The sequence below is a fragment of the Paraburkholderia sp. NMBU_R16 genome (assembly GCF_013282575.1).
In the GTDB taxonomy this organism is placed as follows: Bacteria; Pseudomonadota; Gammaproteobacteria; order Burkholderiales; family Burkholderiaceae; genus Trinickia.
On sequence record NZ_JAAAYE010000032.1, the window covers coordinates 20,028 to 39,219 of the forward strand.

General features: G+C 61.0%; 19 protein-coding genes, 1 tRNA gene and 1 pseudogene. 12 read left to right on the forward strand and 9 right to left on the reverse strand.

From position 1 onward, the window contains the following. The first annotated feature begins 27 nt into the window (after positions 1 to 27). The 3 genes from GWC77_RS17180 to GWC77_RS17190 all read left to right on the forward strand — a co-directional run bounded on the left by GWC77_RS17180 (position 28) and on the right by GWC77_RS17190 (position 1,028). Positions 28 to 438, forward strand: coding sequence for an integration host factor subunit alpha (locus tag GWC77_RS17180; protein WP_173258880.1), 411 nt, complete (start codon positions 28 to 30; stop codon positions 436 to 438). Positions 439 to 488: 50 nt separating this feature from the next. Then, on the forward strand, positions 489 to 902 hold the full coding sequence (locus GWC77_RS17185; protein ID WP_173258882.1) for a MerR family transcriptional regulator: 414 nt from the start codon (positions 489 to 491) through the stop codon (positions 900 to 902). 49 nt (positions 903 to 951) lie between these two features. Beyond that, positions 952 to 1,028 (forward strand) — tRNA-Pro (locus GWC77_RS17190). Between the two features lie 96 nt (positions 1,029 to 1,124). Here GWC77_RS17190 and GWC77_RS17195 read toward each other — a convergent pair. Beyond that, positions 1,125 to 1,337, reverse strand: a pseudogene (locus tag GWC77_RS17195) (transposase); the annotation flags it as partial. Between the two features lie 313 nt (positions 1,338 to 1,650). On the opposite strand from GWC77_RS17195, the gene GWC77_RS17200 reads away from it, so the two are divergent. From GWC77_RS17200 to GWC77_RS17210, 3 genes are all read left to right on the forward strand, one after another. After that, positions 1,651 to 2,514, forward strand: coding sequence for a hypothetical protein (locus GWC77_RS17200; RefSeq protein ID WP_173258884.1), 864 nt, complete (start codon positions 1,651 to 1,653; stop codon positions 2,512 to 2,514). Positions 2,515 to 2,687: 173 nt separating this feature from the next. Then, entirely contained in the window at positions 2,688 to 3,620 is a 933-nt protein-coding gene (locus tag GWC77_RS17205; protein WP_173258885.1) for an acyltransferase, read from the forward strand. 331 nt (positions 3,621 to 3,951) lie between these two features. Then, positions 3,952 to 5,001 carry an acyltransferase gene (locus GWC77_RS17210; RefSeq protein WP_173258887.1) on the forward strand — a complete coding sequence of 350 codons (1,050 nt, stop codon included), beginning with the start codon at positions 3,952 to 3,954 and terminating at the stop codon, positions 4,999 to 5,001. Between the two features lie 44 nt (positions 5,002 to 5,045). Here GWC77_RS17210 and GWC77_RS17215 read toward each other — a convergent pair whose 3' ends face one another. After that, complete coding sequence (locus tag GWC77_RS17215) at positions 5,046 to 5,951, reverse strand: LysR family transcriptional regulator (RefSeq protein ID WP_173258889.1); 906 nt, start codon at positions 5,949 to 5,951, stop codon at positions 5,046 to 5,048. 135 nt (positions 5,952 to 6,086) lie between these two features. Here GWC77_RS17215 and GWC77_RS17220 point away from each other — a divergent pair, with 135 nt between their 5' ends. Further along, the gene (locus tag GWC77_RS17220; protein WP_173258891.1) at positions 6,087 to 7,244 is read left to right on the forward strand and encodes a CaiB/BaiF CoA-transferase family protein; all 1,158 of its coding nucleotides are present in this window, start codon (positions 6,087 to 6,089) and stop codon (positions 7,242 to 7,244) included. Between the two features lie 35 nt (positions 7,245 to 7,279). Here the strand turns inward: GWC77_RS17220 and GWC77_RS17225 are convergent, their stop codons facing one another. Continuing rightward, positions 7,280 to 7,804, reverse strand: coding sequence for a low affinity iron permease family protein (locus GWC77_RS17225; protein WP_173258893.1), 525 nt, complete (start codon positions 7,802 to 7,804; stop codon positions 7,280 to 7,282). Between the two features lie 206 nt (positions 7,805 to 8,010). Between GWC77_RS17225 and GWC77_RS17230 the strand changes: the two genes are divergently transcribed. After that, positions 8,011 to 8,454, forward strand: coding sequence for an anti-sigma regulatory factor (locus GWC77_RS17230; RefSeq protein WP_217283312.1), 444 nt, complete (start codon positions 8,011 to 8,013; stop codon positions 8,452 to 8,454). A gap of 6 nt (positions 8,455 to 8,460) precedes the next feature. On the opposite strand, the gene GWC77_RS17235 is transcribed toward GWC77_RS17230, so the two are convergent. From GWC77_RS17235 to GWC77_RS17265, 6 genes are all read right to left on the reverse strand, one after another. Next, on the reverse strand, positions 8,461 to 9,825 hold the full coding sequence (locus GWC77_RS17235) for a PAS domain-containing protein (RefSeq protein WP_173258896.1): 1,365 nt from the start codon (positions 9,823 to 9,825) through the stop codon (positions 8,461 to 8,463). Then, positions 9,822 to 10,442 carry a SpoIIE family protein phosphatase gene (locus tag GWC77_RS17240; protein WP_173258898.1) on the reverse strand — a complete coding sequence of 207 codons (621 nt, stop codon included), beginning with the start codon at positions 10,440 to 10,442 and terminating at the stop codon, positions 9,822 to 9,824. The genes GWC77_RS17235 and GWC77_RS17240 overlap by 4 nt, the downstream gene beginning before the upstream one ends. Continuing rightward, on the reverse strand, positions 10,439 to 10,840 hold the full coding sequence (locus GWC77_RS17245) for an anti-sigma regulatory factor (protein WP_173258900.1): 402 nt from the start codon (positions 10,838 to 10,840) through the stop codon (positions 10,439 to 10,441). The genes GWC77_RS17240 and GWC77_RS17245 overlap by 4 nt, the downstream gene beginning before the upstream one ends. Next, positions 10,830 to 11,204, reverse strand: a complete 375-nt coding sequence (locus GWC77_RS17250) for an STAS domain-containing protein (RefSeq protein ID WP_173258902.1) — start codon at positions 11,202 to 11,204, stop codon at positions 10,830 to 10,832. The genes GWC77_RS17245 and GWC77_RS17250 overlap by 11 nt, the downstream gene beginning before the upstream one ends. A gap of 4 nt (positions 11,205 to 11,208) precedes the next feature. Then, complete coding sequence (locus GWC77_RS29130; protein ID WP_217283313.1) at positions 11,209 to 12,183, reverse strand: protoglobin domain-containing protein; 975 nt, start codon at positions 12,181 to 12,183, stop codon at positions 11,209 to 11,211. A gap of 179 nt (positions 12,184 to 12,362) precedes the next feature. Further along, the gene (locus tag GWC77_RS17265) at positions 12,363 to 13,421 is read right to left on the reverse strand and encodes a LacI family DNA-binding transcriptional regulator (protein WP_173258904.1); all 1,059 of its coding nucleotides are present in this window, start codon (positions 13,419 to 13,421) and stop codon (positions 12,363 to 12,365) included. Positions 13,422 to 13,612: 191 nt separating this feature from the next. Between GWC77_RS17265 and GWC77_RS17270 the strand changes: the two genes are divergently transcribed. The 4 genes from GWC77_RS17270 (at position 13,613) to GWC77_RS17285 (ending at position 19,186) form a co-directional block, all read left to right on the forward strand. After that, the gene (locus tag GWC77_RS17270) at positions 13,613 to 14,770 is read left to right on the forward strand and encodes an ABC transporter ATP-binding protein (RefSeq protein ID WP_173258906.1); all 1,158 of its coding nucleotides are present in this window, start codon (positions 13,613 to 13,615) and stop codon (positions 14,768 to 14,770) included. An 11-nt stretch (positions 14,771 to 14,781) separates the two neighbouring features. Continuing rightward, complete coding sequence (locus GWC77_RS17275; RefSeq protein ID WP_173258908.1) at positions 14,782 to 16,773, forward strand: beta-galactosidase; 1,992 nt, start codon at positions 14,782 to 14,784, stop codon at positions 16,771 to 16,773. Positions 16,774 to 16,909: 136 nt separating this feature from the next. After that, complete coding sequence (locus GWC77_RS17280) at positions 16,910 to 18,118, forward strand: ABC transporter substrate-binding protein (protein ID WP_254367018.1); 1,209 nt, start codon at positions 16,910 to 16,912, stop codon at positions 18,116 to 18,118. Between the two features lie 150 nt (positions 18,119 to 18,268). Next, the gene (locus GWC77_RS17285) at positions 18,269 to 19,186 is read left to right on the forward strand and encodes a carbohydrate ABC transporter permease (protein WP_173258975.1); all 918 of its coding nucleotides are present in this window, start codon (positions 18,269 to 18,271) and stop codon (positions 19,184 to 19,186) included. Positions 19,187 to 19,192 lie beyond the last annotated feature (6 nt).

The window sequence follows — 19,192 nt, forward strand, 5'->3', positions numbered from 1 at the left end:
GGCATCGGATGGCCGCTGTTTTTAGATATGAACGAAATGAACTCGAGTGATTTCGAAGCCCTTCTTTCGGCGCAGCGTGGCGCCATGATTCGAGAAATTCCGACCCCGCCTGCGGGCGTTTCGAGCGAAACGCCGACGCTGACGAAAGCTGAGCTGGCCGAATTGCTGTTCGATAACGTCGGGCTCAACAAGCGTGAGGCGAAGGATATGGTCGAGGCTTTCTTCGACGTGATTCGCGACGCACTCGAAAGCGGCGATGGCGTGAAATTGTCGGGATTCGGCAATTTTCAGCTGCGGGACAAACCGCAGCGGCCCGGTCGTAACCCGAAGACAGGCGAGGCGATTCCGATTGCCGCGCGCCGCGTCGTGACGTTCCACGCAAGCCAAAAGCTCAAGGCGCTCGTCGAAAACGGAGTCGAAGCGACTTTCCCGCGCTGACGAGCGAAAGGCGCGGTGTCGCGCCCATTCACCACGACGGTTAACTGACGATGACAACGACGGTCGAAAAAGTCGTCTTGCCTCCGATTCCGGCGAAGCGCTACTTCACGATTGGTGAAGTCAGCGAACTGTGCGGTGTCAAACCGCATGTGCTGCGTTATTGGGAGCAGGAGTTTACGCAGTTGCGTCCGGTGAAGCGGCGCGGTAATCGGCGCTATTACCAGCATCACGAAGTCCTTTTGATTCGACGGATTCGCGAATTGCTCTATGAGCAGGGCTTCACGATCAATGGCGCGCGCAATCGGCTCGATGCGCGCGGTGCGGTGGTGGAAGAGGGCAGCGATGCGTCGCAACCCGAGGTAGCGCCGACGGCGCAGCCAGCGCCGAGCGCTGCGCCGGCCCTCGATATCGAGCGGCTGCGCAAGGAGTTGCGTGGCGTCATCGAGTTGTTGCGTCATTCGTGACGAGGTGTAGTTCTTTTCGGTGAAAGTGTCTGTTATACTTTCATGCTTTCGGGGCGTAGCGCAGCCTGGTAGCGTACCTGCATGGGGTGCAGGTGGTCGGAGGTTCAAATCCTCTCGCCCCGACCAGATTAAACCCGCGTCAGTCAAGGCTGACGCGGGTTTTTCGTTTTTGGCCTTCCCGCGCCATCATCGTCGGTTCTCGGCTTGCGCTAGCTAGGCAGTGCGTCGTCCGATGGCCACTCCACGCAATGCGCGCTCGACCGGCAAGTTATCGATCTCGAGTCGGCCGTCGTCGCAATAGCCTGTGAGCGCCTCCAATCGGTTCAGCGCATAGAGAATCGCTCGACTTGTATCGGATTTCTTTGAGAGCGTCTCCAGCGTGGCCGTGAGCCATGCGTGAAGCTGATCGAGAAGTGGGCGCGTATGTTCTTCTCGACTGCCCGGGCGAAGCGCGCGCACGAAACACGAAGGAAACAGTACGCGCGATGCCCTCCGAGGGGCTTCGCTTTCTGTGCCCCTCCGTTCGTCCCGGATCGTCGGTCAGGTTGGGCCGGAATATCCACGAACGCGTCGCGCTCCAGAGCGTTTAGCCTCACCGCCTAGCCCGCCTTGCAGTCAGGCGACGGCGCCACCACAGCGGCGACTTTTTTCGCCACAACAGCTGTCGCTTCGCATAACTTGACTTGCGTGCTGCTTGGCCATGCATTAACTAACTGTGAGTACAACGATCAAGCAACGGAGCAACGAAATGAGCGATATTTCGCGTTTGCCGAATGTGTCCCCGGTCACCGCCGATGTGCGGCCGGAGGTTGAGAGCCCGGGCCACGCCGGCGCATCCCAGGTGCGTCCACAAGAACGCCAATTGGGTGGCGCGTTAGGGGGGCTCGCCCATCCCCCCGCTCGGGTCGACGACAGCAGTCCGTCGCCGGGCAGCCGAGCCGCCACCGCTAGGTTCAGCGCACCCGCCGCCCAGAGCGCCGGCCACGCGATCGCGGCACAGATAAGCGCGCTGAAAACCCGGTTTCCTGAGGCATCTGCGACGGCGCTTCAGGGCCTTGCGGCAGAAGGTTTTTCCGCCGACAACATCGCACGGATCGCCGGCAGCAAAGGCGGCGCTGCGGCGCTTGCCGAACTCTGCGACAACAAATATCTGTCAACGCTCAGAACGGTCGGCTTTTCCGATGACGACATCGTCGAACTCGCTGCATCGGGCAACGGCGAGGAAACAATCCACCAGGCCCTGCAAGCCTACCGCGCCCTGGCCAGCGCTACTGAGAAGGGCAAGGGCAAGCTGCTCGACAACTTGGAGATTGGCGACGACACGGCTATCCCCGCCATCCGCAATGCCGTGGGTACGCCGGCATTGGCCAAGATGTGCAAGTTTGCAGAGCGCGAGCAATGGGGCGAACTGCAGGTCATGGGGGCACTGTTTAGCCACCGCAAAGAGTTCCAGGAGAAGGAAGGCATCGACGTCGATCGCCTGCTCGGCATCGCGGCGGAATTGCGCGGCGACACATACAGGGCCTGGACACAGGTTATGGTCGTTCAACACGGACGGGAGATTTTGCGCGGCCCGACCTCGAGCCCAACGAGTCCGTTCAGACTCAGGTGAGACCACGCCATCGTCCGTTCCCGGGTCACCATCAGTCTCGCGGGAAAGATCGGCGCTGCTGATTGCGGCTGCTGTGCAATTGAAGGCAACATCACCGTGCCTACGCAGCGCGGATGGCGCTCGATGCTTCGAATGCGCCGACCTAACTCGCCTCGCACATCTCCGAGGTCGCCTTGCGCACTGGCGACGCTGTTATGCGTGGTGATCGCCCGTCCATGCCGTCGGTGCACGCCGATGCGGCGAGGGTCAGCATGTCGAGTTGGCTGTCGGGATTGTCGCTCGACCCGTTCACACCTCATTCATTCTTCGGTGAAGCGCTGTTGAGCTCAATGCTGACCGGTTACGGTGGTGTGTCGATATTTGATCACACACCCTACCTCAAGGACGTATTCCCACTGACGCCGATCAACATCGCAGCCAATATTCCTCTCTGGTCGCTCCATGCTGAGTTCTGGGGGTCAATGCTGGTGATCGCTCTATGCGCCACTTATCGTCGGTTACCAAGGCCCGCGTTTTGGCTCATCTTCGTCGCCTTGTTGTTCGTGACCGGAACGAGCCAATACTCGTTATTCCTCGCTGATTTCGCTGCTTATATGGGCAGACATCGACTGTTGTGTCGCAACAGCGCACAGTGGTCCACCGTAGGCTATGCGCTGCTCGGGCTGGGCGTCACACTGAGTTTCACACGTCACTATCAGCCATTTCAGTTCGTACTTGATGTGCTGGCTAAAGTGAATTTGACAAAAAGTGTCGATGGCGCGCAATTCCAGTTTTCCGTCGCCGCGTTGGCCATCCTCTTGGGATTATGCATCACACCGAGCTGCCGATCATTTCTGCGCGGTCGTGTGCCAATGTGGTTTGGGAAAATATCGTTCAGCCTGTATCTGACGCACTTCCCTATACTTTTTACCGTGGCGTCTGCCGTCGTGACGATCGCCGCGCGGCATCTAGGATATGGTTGGTCCATAGCACTGTCGTGCGCCATCGCCTGGCCTCTCACGTTCTTCGTAGCAAGCGTGTATGAACGGTTCATCGATCAACCATCGGTTGCTTTTTCCAAGCTCACCGCCGAGCGTCAATCTACGTGGTCGGCACCGGCGAGCTAGCTCGAAACATCGATGTCTGCGTCAGGTCTTCCCCCGACCCGGCCATGACGCTGGCCGCCGTCGATCGGCTGGTCCATCACTCAACCATCTTTGAGCTGAACGCCGAAAGCCGTCGAGACTTTCCACCAAACCCCGCACTGATATGTCGGCGCGCTCGTTGATGCGTCGATTGGCAAGGGACCGATCTCGCTGCGCTTCAACTATCGCTACTCGCCTTCGCGCTGGGAGGACGGCGTCGCGTCCGGGTCAGGGCGTGCATATGGTGACGCTGAACTGCATCCTTCGATCGACGATGTAAAATGTCGGTCCAGTCGACACACCCATTCAAGCCATGCTAGGCATCCTAAGATTTTTTCTCGCCAGTTGCGTTGTCGTCTTCCATTTCAGCGGCAGTGTGCCGACCATCGGAATACTGGCGGTCAATTTTTTCTATGTCATCAGTGGGTACTTGATGACGCTGGTCCTGCATGAGACGTACCGATTCAATCCAGTAAGCTTTTTTTCGAACAGGGCTCTACGACTCTATCCAGCTCAACTTGCGATTTGCATGGTATCTATACCGTTCCTGTGGGGACTGTCAAATGCGCAATCCTTCCATCCTTTGTGGGGAACCGCTCAATGGCAGGACTGGATTGGCAATATTCTGATTTTCCCTTGGACATTTCTACCGAGTCAGCATTTCAGAATTTCCCCGACGACATGGTCGGTAGCCGTTGAAATTTGCTGTTACTTCCTTCTTTGGCTTTTCGTTTCGCGCCGCGCATGGACGGCGATTTCCAGCGTAGGGCTTGCCATTCTATGGCAGGCCTATCAATTCCATGTTGGGGCGGATCAAGGATCTCACTATTTTCCTGTCTCAGCGGCGATGTTGCCGTTCAGTCTCGGGGCAGCGTCTTACTTCGCGACAGACATGCTCAGTCGATCGAAGTCGAGGAAGCATGCATCAACGGTTAATCAACTGGCAATTCTGATATCTGTTATTGCCGTATTCGTGATCAATTGGCGCCTGGCTCTGCGATTCGATGCAAGTCCGTTTTACGGGTTGTTTTACTACGTCAACGATATACTGGCATGTGTTTCCGTAATTATCCTTCATGGCAAAAAATATCATGGAATAACAAAGAATATATCGCTATGGTTCGGTGATCTTTCGTACCCTGTTTTTCTGTGTCAGTGGCTTGGAGCATTCATTGCATGGCATATCATCGGAATCGGGTCGCCCATGCGGAGTTGGTGGGTATTTTTAATCGGTTACGTGATCGCAGTCGGCCTCGGCGTTTGTATCGTATTGCTTGTTGATCGGCCTATTCAAGCGTTGAGGGCGAGAGTTCGAGAGATCGCCCTGGCGCCGCGCACACCGTTACGCCAGTCGCTGAACTGAACAAGGAAGGAGGAAGGAGGAAGGAGGAATCAGGATTTTCAGCCTCACTCACCTTCCGCACGCGTTCCAAGATACTTCACCAACCGCTGCGCTGGCGGTTGCAACGCATCGAAATCCTTGCAACAGACAACGAAACGCCGGTATGCCCATGCGTCGTTCAGCGGAACGATCCGCAGCCCGAGCGCACGGCGATACGTCCGGCCAACCTCCACCGGTACGACGCTGATGCCCAATCCCGCGGCGGCCACGCGAAACGTGGCATCCAGGTTCGCGACGATGACCCTGTACGTTATGGTCTTCCCAACGTTCGCTGCGGCTCGCCTTAGCATCGTATGCACCGAGGAGTTGGGCGGCAGCCCCACATGGTCATACTCGAGCGTCTGCTCGAAATCGATCGACCTTTTGCTCGCAAGCGGATGATCGCGATGCGCCGCGATCGCAAGCCGGTCACGCCGATAAAGTTGCGCTTGCAGACCGCTGCGATCGACGTTGTCCCAGCAAACGCCAATCGCCGATGTTCCGTCGCGCACTTGTCGAACGAGATCGGTCGACATCCGTTCTTCGATGTCGACACGGATATTCCTGTTCTCGGGCTCACGCATGAACGATGCGATATCGTCGAGCAGACTTTCGGCCATCGCCGAAGGCGAAGCGCAAATACTGACCCTGCCACGCAGCCCCGCGCCCAGCGCGGCAACATCGCTCTCCATACGCTCCATCGTGAAAAGCACGGCTCGCGCGTGCTCCAGAAGCGCGAGCCCGGCAGGCATCGGATCGACGCCGCGGCGAGCGCGCGACAGCAATGGCACACCCAGCTCGCTCTCGAGTTGTGCAATGCGCTTGCTGATCGCCGATGGCTCGATATGGGCCTCCTGCGCGGCGCGGGCAATGTTTCGGTGATCGCACACGGCCACGAATAGACGCAGCGTTTTGATATCGATGTCATGCATCGGACGGGACCCCTCGATGCCGCGTGCGCGGCACATGGCATTCCGAATCGGAACGATAACGCTGCCAAAATACCGCTTTTGACGCCGATATGGAACCGATACAGTGCCGACAGCTATGCGCATTGACGAGGCAATATGAGCGCTCAGACCCACTGCAACGGCCGCCTACCGCTCGAAGGCGTACGCGTGATCGAATTCACGCATATGGTCATGGGGCCGACCTGCGGAATGATTCTCGCGGACCTCGGCGCCGAGGTCATCAAAATCGAGCCGCCGGGAGGCGACAAAACGCGACAGTTGCCGGGGCTCGGAATCGGCTTTTTCCGATCGTTCAACCGGAACAAGAAGAGCGTCGTGCTCGATATCGCGACGCCCGAGGGAATGCGGACCGCCATCGAATTGATCGGGACCTGCGACGTCATGATCGAGAATTTCCGCCCTGGGCTGATGGCCAAGCTGGGACTCGACTACGCGTCGCTTTCGGCTCTATACCCGGGGCTCGTCTATGTTTCGCACAAAGGCTTTCTTCCCGGCCCCTACGAAAAACGCCTCGCACTCGACGAAGTGGTGCAGATGATGGGTGGCCTCGCGTATATGACAGGGCCGGTCGGCCGCCCGCTGCGTGCCGGCACGTCGGTCAACGACATCATGGGCGGCATGTTCGGCGTGATCGGCGTGCTTGCCGCGCTGCGCGAGCGCGAACGCACAGGATGCGGGCAAGAGGTGCAAAGCGCGCTCTTCGAGAATTGCGTGTTCCTCTGTTCGCAGCATATGCAGCAGTTTGCGATGACGGGCGAGGCACCTCCGCCCATGCCCGCGCGCGTTTCAGCCTGGAGCGTGTACGACGTCTTTACGCTCGCCGAAGGCGAGCAGCTTTTCATTGGAGCAGTGAGCGACAAGCAATTCGTTACGCTGTGCCGACTGCTCGAACGCCCCGATCTCGCAGCCGAGCCGCGCTTCTCAACGAACGCCCAGCGCGTGGCCGTTCGTCCGGAACTGCTCGAACGCCTCGGCGCGATACTCGCGCAGCATCGCGTCGAAGACCTGACACCCAAGCTCGAGGCGGCCGGTATTCCGTACGCACCGATCGTTCGCCCGCACCAACTCTTCGACGATCCGCATCTGAAAGCGAGCGGCGGCCTCACGCCGATGCAGACGGACGACGGCGGCACGACCGAGATAGCGTTGCTGCCGCTGAAGATGGGCGGACGCCGCCTCGGCGTGCGCCGGGCACTCTCCCGCATCGGCGAGCACACACAGGAGGTCCTTTCCCGTCTGAAAGCCATCGTCTGATCTACGGACCGGGTGCTGTTTGCTCGGTCGTGCTGTTACTTGTTCTTCCCCACGGGCCTTTCTTTTGCCTCGTTGATCTCACGTTCGACCTCGGACCGAACTTCCCCAGTCGAGCCCGCATTTTTCGCCAGTGCCAGATAAGCATTCGCAATGCGCCGCAAGTCCTCTTCGCACACGTCCTCGATTCCGATCAGCTCGCTGTTCGCTCTGCGGTTTGCCGCCACCAGCTCATTGAGCTTCAGATGAATCGCGACGCTGTCCTTGTTCTGGCTTTGCTGAATCAGGAACACCATTAGAAACGTGACGATGGTCGTGCCCGTATTGATGACGAGCTGCCAGGCATCGGAAAACTTGAACACCGGGCCGAGCACGCCCCACGCCGCAATGATGATCACAGCGATACTGAAAGCGATAGGCGAACCGGTCCAGCGCGTTACGGCGCTCGCAAACGAATCGAACGCGCGCGTGAGCGGGTGTCGGTTCGAATAGGCCGGCAGCGAAGAATCGGGTACGTTGTCGTACGGATCGTGCCGCGGCGAATCGTTCTTCGGCGTGGACATGGGCGCTCCTCTCCGGGCTTATCGCCCGATATGCTGAAATGCTGAATATCGAAACAGATCGGTGGGCAACGCCAAGCCAGCAAGCCGCGTGCCGGCGGGGAAGGACGACGCGTCGATGCGGCGGTGCTACGATGCATGCACGCCAAAAACAGCGAGGGCGTTCATATGAAAGGAGTGCGTCGCATAGATTGCCCAGGGCCATTGCCGTGACGACGCATCGCACTCTCGGCGCTGCAGTGCATGTGTCCGTGGTTGGCGAATCGGATGTCGCCTGGACGCGGCAGGTCGTTCGCGAACTCGGTGCGCAGCAGGGGCTCCCCGAAGCCCGAGTGGCCGCGCTGGCGACCGCGGTGACTGAAATCGCACGCAATGTCGTCGTTCACGCGGGCAGCGGGGAACTGACGTTTCACCCGATTGCGGATGGGCAGCGTCGCGGCGTCTTCGTCGTTGCACGTGACGATGGCCCCGGAATTCCCGACATCGCACGCGCAATGCAAGACGGCTATTCGACCAAAGGCGGAGGGCTGGGTGCCGGACTGGCAGGCGCAAAACGCCTCGTCGACGAATTTCACATTAGCTCGGCACCGGGTCAAGGCGTCACGGTGACGATGACGCAGTGGCATGACGGCGGCGAGCGGGACCTGCTTTAGCGTTACTCAGCGCAGCTCACGTCTGACCTCCACCGCCTCGAGCGGCAAGGTGGCCGTCAGCGCAAAGCCGGCGCCCGGTGCCGTCCGGATGCTGACCTCGCCGCCCAGCAAGGCCGCGCGCTCGCGTATGCCGAGCAGCCCGAACGAATGTCTGCCCCGCCGATCGTTCTGGGCCGCCCCGCGGCCGTTGTCGACAACCCGTACGACGCAGTGCGGCTCCTCGCGAACGATATCGAGGACGACCTCCGTTGCGCCCGAGTGGCGCGCGATGTTCGTCAGCGCTTCTTGCACCATTCTGAAGAGATCGATTCTGCATTCGCGGTTGAACGCGATCGCTTCGGCGTCGATATGGCGGGTCACCTTGATTCGATAACGCGCCGTGAATTCATCGATCAACGCATCGATCGCGGGGATCAGGCCCAGGTCGTCGAGCATGACAGGATGCAGATCGGCCGCGATTCGCCGCACCGAGTCGACGAGCTGATCGATCATCCGGTACATTGCCTTGAACGCCTCTTTCGGCGCGCTCAGGTATCCGCCGCCGCCCGGATGTTCGAGCATCGATGCGGCCATCTTCAAAGCGGTCAACTGCTGGCCCAGATCGTCGTGCAGCTCGCGTGCGATGCGAGCCTTCTCTTCCTCGCGGATGTGCTGGATATGCCCTGACAGACGGCGCAGCTCTTCTCCCGATGCGCGCAGCGCTTCCTCGTCGCGCTTGCGATCGGTGATGTCCATGATCCAGCCGACCATGCGATAAGGCTCGCCTTTGTCGTTCCACAATGCCTGCCCGCGGGATTGAATCCAGCGGAACTCACCTGACTTCATGCGTACCCGGTACTCGACGTCATAGAGGCGACGCTCGTCGAGGTGCTTTCTCAGGGCCTGTTCGACGCGGTCCGCGTCGTCGCCATGAATCGCGCCGAAATGCGCCTGGCGCTCATTGGGCAGCTCGTGATTTTCATAGCCCATGATCCGCTTGAAGTGCGGAGAGAAATAGATCGCGTCGGTCTGCGGATTCCAATCCCACAAGCCCGCGGTCGTGCCGCTCACCGCCAGTTGGAACCGCTCCTCGCTCGCCGCCAGCGCCGCGCGATAGCCTTCGATGGACAATTCGAAAGGCGCGAGAAGTTCGTTGAAGAACGCTGCCGTGGCTTGCGCGAGCCGGACCCGATCTTGCAATGGGGCACGGAGCACGAGCTCATCGAGCGCAGCGTAATGCAGCGCAGCGATATCGAGCAGTCCCACGCCCTGGCTCAGGGCGCGCCGGCCGATCTCATACGCATGCGTGAGCCCTGCTTCTCCTTCGTGTTCGAGATAGGCTCGAAGCCCGCTCAGGTATTCGGCTTCGAGCGCGGCGAGCTGCATCGTCATGCGTGCCCTCCGAGATAACGGGCAACGACGACATGCGCGTCGTCCGTAGCCTTGCCGTATCGTACGAGGATGGTTTCCGCAAGCTCCTGTGGGGTGCAGGCAATCGGCACACGTGCGGTGAATGTGCTCTGTATGCCGTCGGTGACCATCACGAGCGTATCGCCGCGCGATAGCGACAGGCGTTCAGCTCGCAACGGGGGCAGGCGGTACCCAACGACGCCGCCACGCGTCGAAATCGCGCGATCGCGCGGGTGTGAGTCCAGTTGAGCCCGGACGAGAACGCCATCGACATTGCCGACGCCCGCCCAGGTCATCGAGCTGTCGCGAGCGTCGAACGACGCGATGCTCATTGCGGCACCACGCGTCTTCTGCAGCCCTTCGTGGCAATGCTGGAGCACTTGCAAGATGGATTCGCGCGCGTGCGCCTCGATGATCGGCGCCGCCGCGCCTGCCGCTTGCGCCGCTTCATGGCCATGCCCGAGACCATCGAGCAGCGCTACCACGGCGCCGTCGTCGAATTGAACGACGACGTGCAAGTCGCCCGAGACGCCTTCGAGCGCACGCCCTGCCCAACCCCATTCGATGATGGGTTCACTAGGCGGGGACGCGGCGTTCATCTCAGCCACCTCCTCATCGTGATCTTCGTGCCTTTGCCGACGACGGAGATCAACTCGAACTCATCCATGATCCGCTTCGTGCCGGGCAAGCCCACGCCGAGGCTCTTCGCGGTCGAATAGCCGTCGCGCATCGCGAGTTCGATGTCGGGAATGCCTGGGCCCTCGTCTTCCGCGACGATCAGGATGCCGACACGCGCGCCGTCGTCGAGCTTTCGCAGCGTGACTTCACCGCGGTGCGCATAGCTGACGATGTTGCGCGCGATCTCGGAAATGGCGAGTGCGATGATGGTCCGGTCCGTCATCGAGAATCCGGCAGCCGCCGCGAGTTCGCGCCCCTTCTGGCGGGCAATGACGACATCTTCTTCGCGCTCGATCGGCACATGAATTTCATCCGCCATCGCCAGCGCTCCCGTTCGCGGTATCGCCGAGATGGGCGAGGCCCTCCTCGAGATCGAGCGCCGTCGCAATGCCATCGAGCGACAGGCCGAGCTGAACCATTGCAAACGCGACCTCGGGTTGAATGCCGACGACGACGGTCTGCGCGCCGCGCAGCTTCGCGATATAGGCGATGCCGCGCAATGTGCGGGTAGCGAACGAATCGAGCACGTCGAGCGCGGTGACGTCGATGACGACGCCTCGCGTGCGCAATCGACCGATCTTCTCGGCGAAATCGTCCCGCAGTTGAACGAGATCCTGGTCCGACAGCGCCGATTGAATCGATGCGATGAGTACATCGCCTTGCTTGAGAATGGGAACGGACACAGTATCAGCTCGTTGCGTTGGCGCGCGACTCGTTGGCGTTGCCTTGCGACACGCGGTAGCCCAGGATCTGCTCGGCCAGCTCGATGCCGCCTTGCAGATCGCCGACCGTATCGAGGAGCCGGTCGAGTTCGATACCCAGCGCAACCAGCGATTGCGCAACGGGCGCCGTGATACCGGTTACGATGACCCGCGCACCCATGAGTCGTGCCGCGGTTACCGTTTGCAGGATGTGGTTGGCGACGCGCGAATCGATCGTCGCCACGCCGGTGACGTCCATGACGACCACCTTCGCGCGTCGCGCGCGCACCGATTCGAGCAGGTTTTCGGTGATGAGCCGGGCCCGGTAGGTATCGATGACGCCAATGATAGGCAACAGCAACAGGCGATCGCGCAATTGCAGGACCGGTGTCGACAGTTCCCGAATGGCTTCCTGTTGCTGCCGGATGATGCGTTCGCGCTCGAACACCAGTACATCGACGATCAGCCCAAGATCGAAGAACGCCACCTTTTTCAGCGACATGAAGGCATCGAACGCTTCGAGCGGCGCGTGCTCCGAATGCGCCATGACCTCGTTGCCGATGAACCTCAGTAGTTGATGGAATGCGCCGAGAAAAAACCGCATCTCGAGCCCTGCCACGGCGTAAAGCCGGCCCAACTCGATACGCTGCGCCACGTAATGTCTGTTGTAGTCGCCCGATACGAGGCCCTGCAAGTGTTCCGCCTTGAGACGCTTGGCCTTCTCGAGCAAGGCCCGATTGTCGAACAGCGGACGTGCCTCGTCGAATTTGGCGAGATGCTCGAAGAACGCGGCCGAGTACTCATCGACGCGAGGCAGCACGAGATCCCTGATGCGCGCAATGCGGGCGAGGTCGGAGGGCTCCAGGGCAACGACTTGCTTGCGGCGTTCGATGGCGCCATCGTTGAGCCCCATCTGATGCATCAATGCGAACGATTCGCGTTGTTCGAGCTGCTCCCCCATGCGCCTCTCCTCGGATTCTGTTGGATACGTGGGTTACGGACGGACAGATCGTTTGTTCAGATTTTTTCCAAGTATAGCGATGCGTGCCGAACTGGCAAGGCTGATGCAGGCACCACGCGTGCGAGCAAGGGAGCGCATGGCATGCAATGCGATGCGATGCGCGTCACGCGTTGGCATCGCTATGCGGTCACGCTCTTCTTGATTGCGCGGCGCCTCGCGGGCGGCGCGGCCGTGGACGCGCGCACGACGAGCCTCGGTGCGGAGGTCTCGCAGACCTCCGGTTCCCCATCGGGCACACGCGAACCCTTGGCGACCAGTTTGCGCAGCAACGTGACGGCAAGTTGAGCTGCCTCGGCCGTCGGTACCGCGACGGTTGTCAATGCTGGCCGCGATTCTCGGGCGAGATGAATGTCGGTGATGCCAGTGATCGACAAATCGCGCGGCACGTGAAGGCCGGCATCGGCCGCCGCGTGCATGGCTCCGAGCGCCGGCAGGTCATTGGTCGTAAAGATCGCCGTGAGCGCGCGGTGTTGCTCGAGCAGCGTGCGAGCAGCCGTGTAACCGCCTTCTATCGTGTCGGGCGCGTGAACGACGGTGCTGGCATCGATATCGAGTCCGGCTTCCCGCATCGCGGCGACGAATCCCTCGTAACGCGGCGTATGGATGCCGGACAGTTTGCTGGCGACGATGGCGCCGATCTTTCGATGTCCGAGCGAGATCAGATGCGATGCCGCGAGGTGTCCGGCCAATGCGAAATCGACTGCCACGCAGGGCAGGCGCGGCGGAGCTTCGGGACGCTCCCACATGCACAGGACGACCGGTGCGCCGCGTCCTTCGGTCGCCGCGAGATCGGCGAAATCGAGATTCGCGTTCATGACGAGGACGCCTTCGGACAACGTACCTGCGATTTGCTCCAGATAGGCGCGGCCCATGGCCGGGTCGTCGTTGGTATTGCAAATGATGACGAAGTGCCCCGATTCGCGGGCCGCGCGTTCCACCGCGAGCGCGAACTCGGGATAAAACGGGTTGGCAATGCTCGAGACCATCAACGCGAGCGTGGGACCGCGCCCCTCCGCCAGTGCCCGTGCCGCAAGGTGCGGACGATAGCCGAGGGTGTCGATGGCATCGAGCACGCGCTGACGCGTTTGCTCGCCGACACGGCCGCGCTTGCGCAGTACGTTGGAGACGGTGGCGGGCGTTACGCCGGCCAAACGTGCCACTTCATTGATCGTCGCCATGCGTGTTCAATATTTGGGATGAGTGTTCAGAGTTTGCAAGCTGCTTCGAGGCACGGCACTATGGGGCCCAATTAGATCAATGAATTCGGAGACAAGGCAAAGGCGGGCGGCCTCGATGGCCGTTTTCCTGTGCCGGCATGATTAAGCGCTTAATCTCCGACTTCGACCGATTAAAGCACGGAGCTGACGCGATGGCGAGCATTTCCTTGAAGGGTCTTCACAAGGCATATGGCGATGCGGCGCCGGTTATTCGCGATGTGAACCTCGAGATAGGTTCGAACGAGTTTTGCGTTTTTCTCGGACCGTCCGGGTGCGGGAAATCGACGCTGCTGCGGATGATCGCTGGCCTCGAGGACGTGACCGGCGGCGAGGTGCGCATCGGCGAGCGACTCGTCAACGACGTGCCTTCGGCCGAGCGCGGTGTCGCAATGGTGTTTCAGAGCTACGCGCTCTTTCCGCACATGACGGTGTTCGAGAACATGGCCTTCGGCCTGAAGCTCGCCAAGACGCCGAAACAGGAAATCGTGCGCAAGGTGCACGAAGCCGCACGCATTCTTCAACTCGACGCCTTGCTCGATCGTCGGCCAAAGGCGCTTTCCGGTGGTCAGCGGCAACGCGTGGCAATCGGACGAGCGATCGTGCGCGAGCCCGGCGTGTTCCTTTTCGATGAGCCGCTTTCGAATCTCGACGCGACGCTGCGCGGGCAAACGCGGATCGAGATCGCGCGCTTGCATCGTCAGTTCGCCAAGGCCAGCGTCGTCTACGTCACGCACGATCAAATCGAGGCGATGACGCTCGCCGACAAAATCGTTCTCCTGCATGCCGGTAAGGATACGGAGCGTTACGGCAGCATCGCTCAGGTCGGCGCACCGCTCGAACTCTATTACCGGCCCGCGAGCCGTTTCGTCGCGGGCTTCATCGGCTCGCCGCGCATGAACTTCCTGCCGGCATCGATTGCCTCGATCGATGCGGACGGCGTGAGCGCCGTGATCGATGGAACCGGAGAAACGGTGCGACTCGCGGTGGATGGCTCGTCGTTGGTCCCGTCGCAGCCGGTCACGGTGGGCGTGCGGCCCGAGCATCTGACACTGCGCGGTGGCGGCGACGAGAACGCCGCCACCTCGCTTGCACTCACGCGTGAAGTCGTGCTCACGGAGCGCCTCGGCGAGCAGACCTATGTACACCTCGATGCGCCGGACGGCCGGACGCTGATCGCCAAGGTTGCCGGCGACGCACGCGTCGAGCGGGGTGCACGCATGTCATTTGGCGCACCGGCTTCGGCATGCCATCTATTCGGGGACGACGGCTTTGCCATCGCACCGCTGCGATCGATCGAACACTACGCCTGAGGGGGGAACGGATGCACCTTGGAGTCTGCTATTACCCGGAGCATTGGCCGGAATCGATGTGGGAAGACGACGCACGGCGAATGAAGGCGCTGGGCATCGACCGAGTACGTATCGCCGAATTTGCCTGGAGCCGCATCGAACCGACGCCGGGCGAGTACGACTGGACCTGGCTCGATCGCGCGATCGAGGTGCTGCATCGTTCAGGACTGCAAATCGTCATGTGTACGCCGACGGCGACGCCGCCGAAGTGGCTGATCGACCGGCATCCCGACATCTTGCCGGTCGGTGCCGACGGCAACCCACGCCGTTTCGGTTCGCGCCGCCATTACGATTTCTCGTCGCCGTCGTACTACGAGGCGGCGCGCCGCATCTGTACCGCGGTGGCGCAACGTTACGGTGCGCATCCTGCCGTCGCGTTCTGGCAGACCGACAACGAGTTCGGTTGTCATCAGACCGTGGTGAGCTATTCCGACGTCGCGCTCGTCCGCTTTCGCGAATGGCTGCGTGCGCGCTATGGCACGATCGACGCGCTCAATCGCGCGTGGGGGAACGTCTTCTGGAGCATGGAGTACCGCGGCTTCGACGAGATCGACGCGCCGGTGGCAACGGTGACCGAGGCCAACCCTTCGCACCGGCTCGATTACCGGCGTTTCGCATCGGACGAGGTTGCGCGCTTCAACCGCATGCAGGTCGAGATCATTCGCACGCATTCGCCCGGGCGGCCGATCGCGCACAACTTCATGCAGCTCTTCACGGAGTTCGATCATTACAAGGTTGCGGCCGATCTCGATATCGCGGCGTGGGACAGCTATCCGCTTGGCGCGCTGGAGGAACAATGGTTCGGTCCGCAAACCAAGGCGCGCTGGCTGCGCACCGGACATCCCGATTTCGCGTCGTTCAATCACGATATCTATCGCGGTATGTCGAAGTTGCCGTTCTGGGTGATGGAGCAGCAGCCTGGACCCGTCAACTGGGCGCATTGGAACCCGGCGCCGCTGCCGGGCATGGTGCGGCTTTGGAGCTGGGAGGCGTTTGCACACGGTGCCGGTTGCGTTTCGTATTTCCGCTGGCGACAAGCGCCGTTTGCTCAGGAGCAAATGCACGCAGGGCTCAATACGCCCGACAATCGGCTCGATATCGGCGGCAGCGAAGCAGCGCGTGTCGCGCAGGAAATCCGCGCCATGCTCGAGGCCAAGAGCGATGCTTGCGAGGATGCCAAGCGTTCGGTCGCGCTTGTCTACGACTACCCGGCAAAGTGGCTGTTCGAAGTGCATCCGCAAGGTGCGGACTTCCACTATCCGCGTTTCGCTTTCGAGTACTACAGCGCGTTGCGCTCGCTCGGCCTCGATGTCGATGTGATTCCTGTCGATGCCCCGCTCGACGGTTATCGAATGATCGTCGTGCCGCCGCTGCCGATCGTTCCCGACGACTTTGCCGCGCGCTTGGCCGAGAGCGGGGCGCAAGTCGTCATCGGCCCACGTAGCGGTTCCAAGACGGTCGATTTGCAGATTCCTGGCAATTTGCCACCCGGGCCGCTTGCTCAGGCATTACAACTGCGCGTATGGCGGGTCGAGTCGCTGCGGCCCAATGCAGCGCCGGCCGTGCGCATGCTGAGCTCATCGGCGCGGCAGATCGATGGCAGTGCGGGACACGGGCGCCATTGGCGCGATCTGATCGAGCTCGACACACGTGCGCCGCACGAGGTCGTCGCCGAGTTCGAGGACGGCCACCCCGCGTGCGTGCGCCTCGGTGCCTTCCATTATTGCGCGGGTATCTTCGATGAAGCGTTGACGCGACAGCTGTTTCTCGACGTTGCGGTCAGGGCCGGTTTGAACGCAGCGCCGCTGCCGGACGGCGTGCGAGTGAGCCGCCGTGCAGACGTGACCTATGTTTTCAACTATGGCGATCGTGCGCATGATGTCGAGGGCGTCGAAGCGGGGGCGTTCGTCATAGGCGGTGCGCGAATCGAACCGCAGGGCGTTTGCGCGTATCGTTCCGGCTGAGCCCGGGGTGGTGTGCGGTATGTGTCGCAGTGGCGGCAACTGTTGATGACGATAGACCTCTCATAACATGAAGGAGACACGCATGAAGCAACCCGCGAACCGTTTTCGCATCGGCGTCGCCGCCGCGTTTTTCGCAATGGCGACAGCCGCGTCCTGGTGGGCCAATGCGGCACAGGCAGGCACGCTCGATATCAACATTGCCTTCAAGGGCGCCAGCCAGCGCGCGGTATGGCAATCGACGCTCGACGACTTCAGGAAGGCGCACCCGGATATCGACGTGAAGGCTGCGTTCATCGACGAGGAAGCCTACAAGGTGCAGCTGCCGGGTTGGCTCACGACCGTTGCGCCCGACATCGTGAACTGGCATGACGGCGAGCGCATGGCCTACTACGCGAAGCGCGGGTTGCTCGACGATCTGAGCGGGGATTGGGCGAAAAACGGCTGGGACCAGACGTATGCTTCGACGAAAGAAGCATCGTCCTACCAGAGCAAGCAATATGCGGCGCCAACCGTGTATTACTCGTGGGGGATGTTTTACCGCAAGGATCTCTTTCAAAAGGCCGGTATTGCGGGCGAGCCGAAGACTTGGCCTGAATTCCTCGATGCCTGCAAGAAACTGAAGGCTGCCGGCATTACGCCGATCGCCGTGGCTGGCCGCGACGCCTGGACGCTCGCCGGCTGGTTCGACTACCTCGATCTGCGTTTGAACGGGAACGCGTTCCATCAGAAGCTGATGGCGGGGGAAGTGCCTTATACCGACGCGCGCGTGAAGAAGGTTTATACGACGTGGAAGCAGCTCATCGACGATCATGACTTCATCGACAACTCGCTCTCGTACGATCTCGACGCGGCGCAACCGTTCCTGTTCCAGGGCAAGGCCGCAATGATGCTGATGGGCACGTTCATCAGCGCGGGTTTCCCGCCGTCGATCAAGCCGCAAATGAGCTACTTCCAGTTCCCGATCATCGATTCGAACGTGCCGACCGCCGAAGATGGTCCCGTCGAATCGCTGCACATTCCTGCGCATGCGAAGCATAAGGCCGAAGCGCGGGCATTCCTCGCATTCGTGGAGACACCCGAGAACGGCGCGCGACTCGCGAAGGGACTGGGTTCGCTGTCGGCCAACAGCAAATCGCCCGAGCCGGAGGATCCGATTTCGAAGATCGGCTTTCAGATTCTGTCCAATACGAAGGGCGGTATTGCACAGTTCTATGATCGCGATATGACGAAGGAGATGGCAGACGAAGGCATGAAAGGCATGCAGCGATTCGTGTCCGATCCGACGCAGATCGATGCCGTGCTCACGCAGCTCGAGCAGACGCGCAAGCGTATCTACAAGCAGTAAGGGCAGGCGGCGGCCGTAGTCGGCCGCCGAAACGCCGAAACGCCGAAACGCCGAAACGCCGAAACGCCGAAACGCATTGGAGGCCTTGCCGTGCCGCAGTCAGCCACCCACGAGCATTTGCGCGCCGCGCCAGACGGCGCGGATTTTTCCATGCCGGCCGGCAAACCGCCGGCAAGCCGGCGAGGTGCCGGCCGGCAGGGGGGGCGCAAACTGTCGCCGACGGCGCGCCGCCAGCGACGTGCCGCGCTATCGTTCCTCGCGCCGGCTTGCCTCATGTTCGGCGTCTACGTGATATGGCCGATTGCGTCGACGATCTGGTTGAGCTTGTTCAACTGGGATGGCATGTCGGACAAGGTATTCGTCGGGCTTGCCAATTACATCGAGCTGTTCCATGCGCCGACTTTCTATACCGCGCTGAAGAACAACGTGATCTGGCTCGTGATGTTTCTGCTCGCGCCGCCGGCGGGGCTTGCCGTTGCGTTGTATCTGAATCAGAGCGTGGCAGGGATGCGCGTCGTCAAGTCGCTGTTCTTCGCGCCGTTCGTGTTGTCCGGTGTCGTCGTCGGGCTGATGTTCTCGTGGTTCTACGATCCGACGTTCGGCTTGCTCGCGCTGATGATCGGGCACGGCGTGCCCGTTCTTGGCGATGCGCGGTATGCCACGTTCGGCATCGTGATCGCCGCGTTGTGGGCGCAGACTTCGTACTGCATGATTCTCTACCTTACCGGGCTGACGACGCTGAACGGCGAGCAACTCGAAGCGGCGCGAATGGAGGGCGCGCGCGGCTGGACACTGCTCTGGCACGTCGTGCTCCCCCAACTGCGGCCGACGACATTCATGGCGGTGGTGGTTACCGTGATCGGTGCACTGCGCAGTTTCGATCTCATCGCCGTCATGACGGGCGGCGGGCCGTTCGAGAGTTCGACCGTACTTGCTTATTACATGTACGACCAGGCGATCAAATATTATCGGCTCGGCTATTCGGCATCGATCGCCGTGGTGCTTTTCGCCATCATGCTGGTCTACATCATTTACCAGTTGCGGCGTACGCTGCGTAACGAGCAGTAGAGGGAG

What these genes read in the sequence shown, in the direction of transcription:
- GWC77_RS17180 (WP_173258880.1), top strand. Translation starts at nt 28, where the DNA reads ATGAACGAAATGAACTCGAGTGATTTCGAAGCCCTTCTTTCGGCGCAG.
- GWC77_RS17185 (WP_173258882.1), top strand. Translation starts at nt 489, where the DNA reads ATGACAACGACGGTCGAAAAAGTCGTCTTGCCTCCGATTCCGGCGAAG.
- GWC77_RS17200 (WP_173258884.1), top strand. Translation starts at nt 1,651, where the DNA reads ATGAGCGATATTTCGCGTTTGCCGAATGTGTCCCCGGTCACCGCCGAT.
- GWC77_RS17210 (WP_173258887.1), top strand. Translation starts at nt 3,952, where the DNA reads ATGCTAGGCATCCTAAGATTTTTTCTCGCCAGTTGCGTTGTCGTCTTC.
- GWC77_RS17215 (WP_173258889.1), bottom strand. Translation starts at nt 5,951, where the DNA reads ATGCATGACATCGATATCAAAACGCTGCGTCTATTCGTGGCCGTGTGC.
- GWC77_RS17220 (WP_173258891.1), top strand. Translation starts at nt 6,087, where the DNA reads ATGAGCGCTCAGACCCACTGCAACGGCCGCCTACCGCTCGAAGGCGTA.
- GWC77_RS17225 (WP_173258893.1), bottom strand. Translation starts at nt 7,804, where the DNA reads ATGTCCACGCCGAAGAACGATTCGCCGCGGCACGATCCGTACGACAAC.
- GWC77_RS17235 (WP_173258896.1), bottom strand. Translation starts at nt 9,825, where the DNA reads ATGACGATGCAGCTCGCCGCGCTCGAAGCCGAATACCTGAGCGGGCTT.
- GWC77_RS17240 (WP_173258898.1), bottom strand. Translation starts at nt 10,442, where the DNA reads ATGAACGCCGCGTCCCCGCCTAGTGAACCCATCATCGAATGGGGTTGG.
- GWC77_RS17245 (WP_173258900.1), bottom strand. Translation starts at nt 10,840, where the DNA reads ATGGCGGATGAAATTCATGTGCCGATCGAGCGCGAAGAAGATGTCGTC.
- GWC77_RS29130 (WP_217283313.1), bottom strand. Translation starts at nt 12,183, where the DNA reads ATGGGGGAGCAGCTCGAACAACGCGAATCGTTCGCATTGATGCATCAG.
- GWC77_RS17265 (WP_173258904.1), bottom strand. Translation starts at nt 13,421, where the DNA reads ATGGCGACGATCAATGAAGTGGCACGTTTGGCCGGCGTAACGCCCGCC.
- GWC77_RS17270 (WP_173258906.1), top strand. Translation starts at nt 13,613, where the DNA reads ATGGCGAGCATTTCCTTGAAGGGTCTTCACAAGGCATATGGCGATGCG.
- GWC77_RS17275 (WP_173258908.1), top strand. Translation starts at nt 14,782, where the DNA reads ATGCACCTTGGAGTCTGCTATTACCCGGAGCATTGGCCGGAATCGATG.
- GWC77_RS17280 (WP_254367018.1), top strand. Translation starts at nt 16,910, where the DNA reads ATGGCGACAGCCGCGTCCTGGTGGGCCAATGCGGCACAGGCAGGCACG.
- GWC77_RS17285 (WP_173258975.1), top strand. Translation starts at nt 18,269, where the DNA reads ATGCCGGCCGGCAAACCGCCGGCAAGCCGGCGAGGTGCCGGCCGGCAG.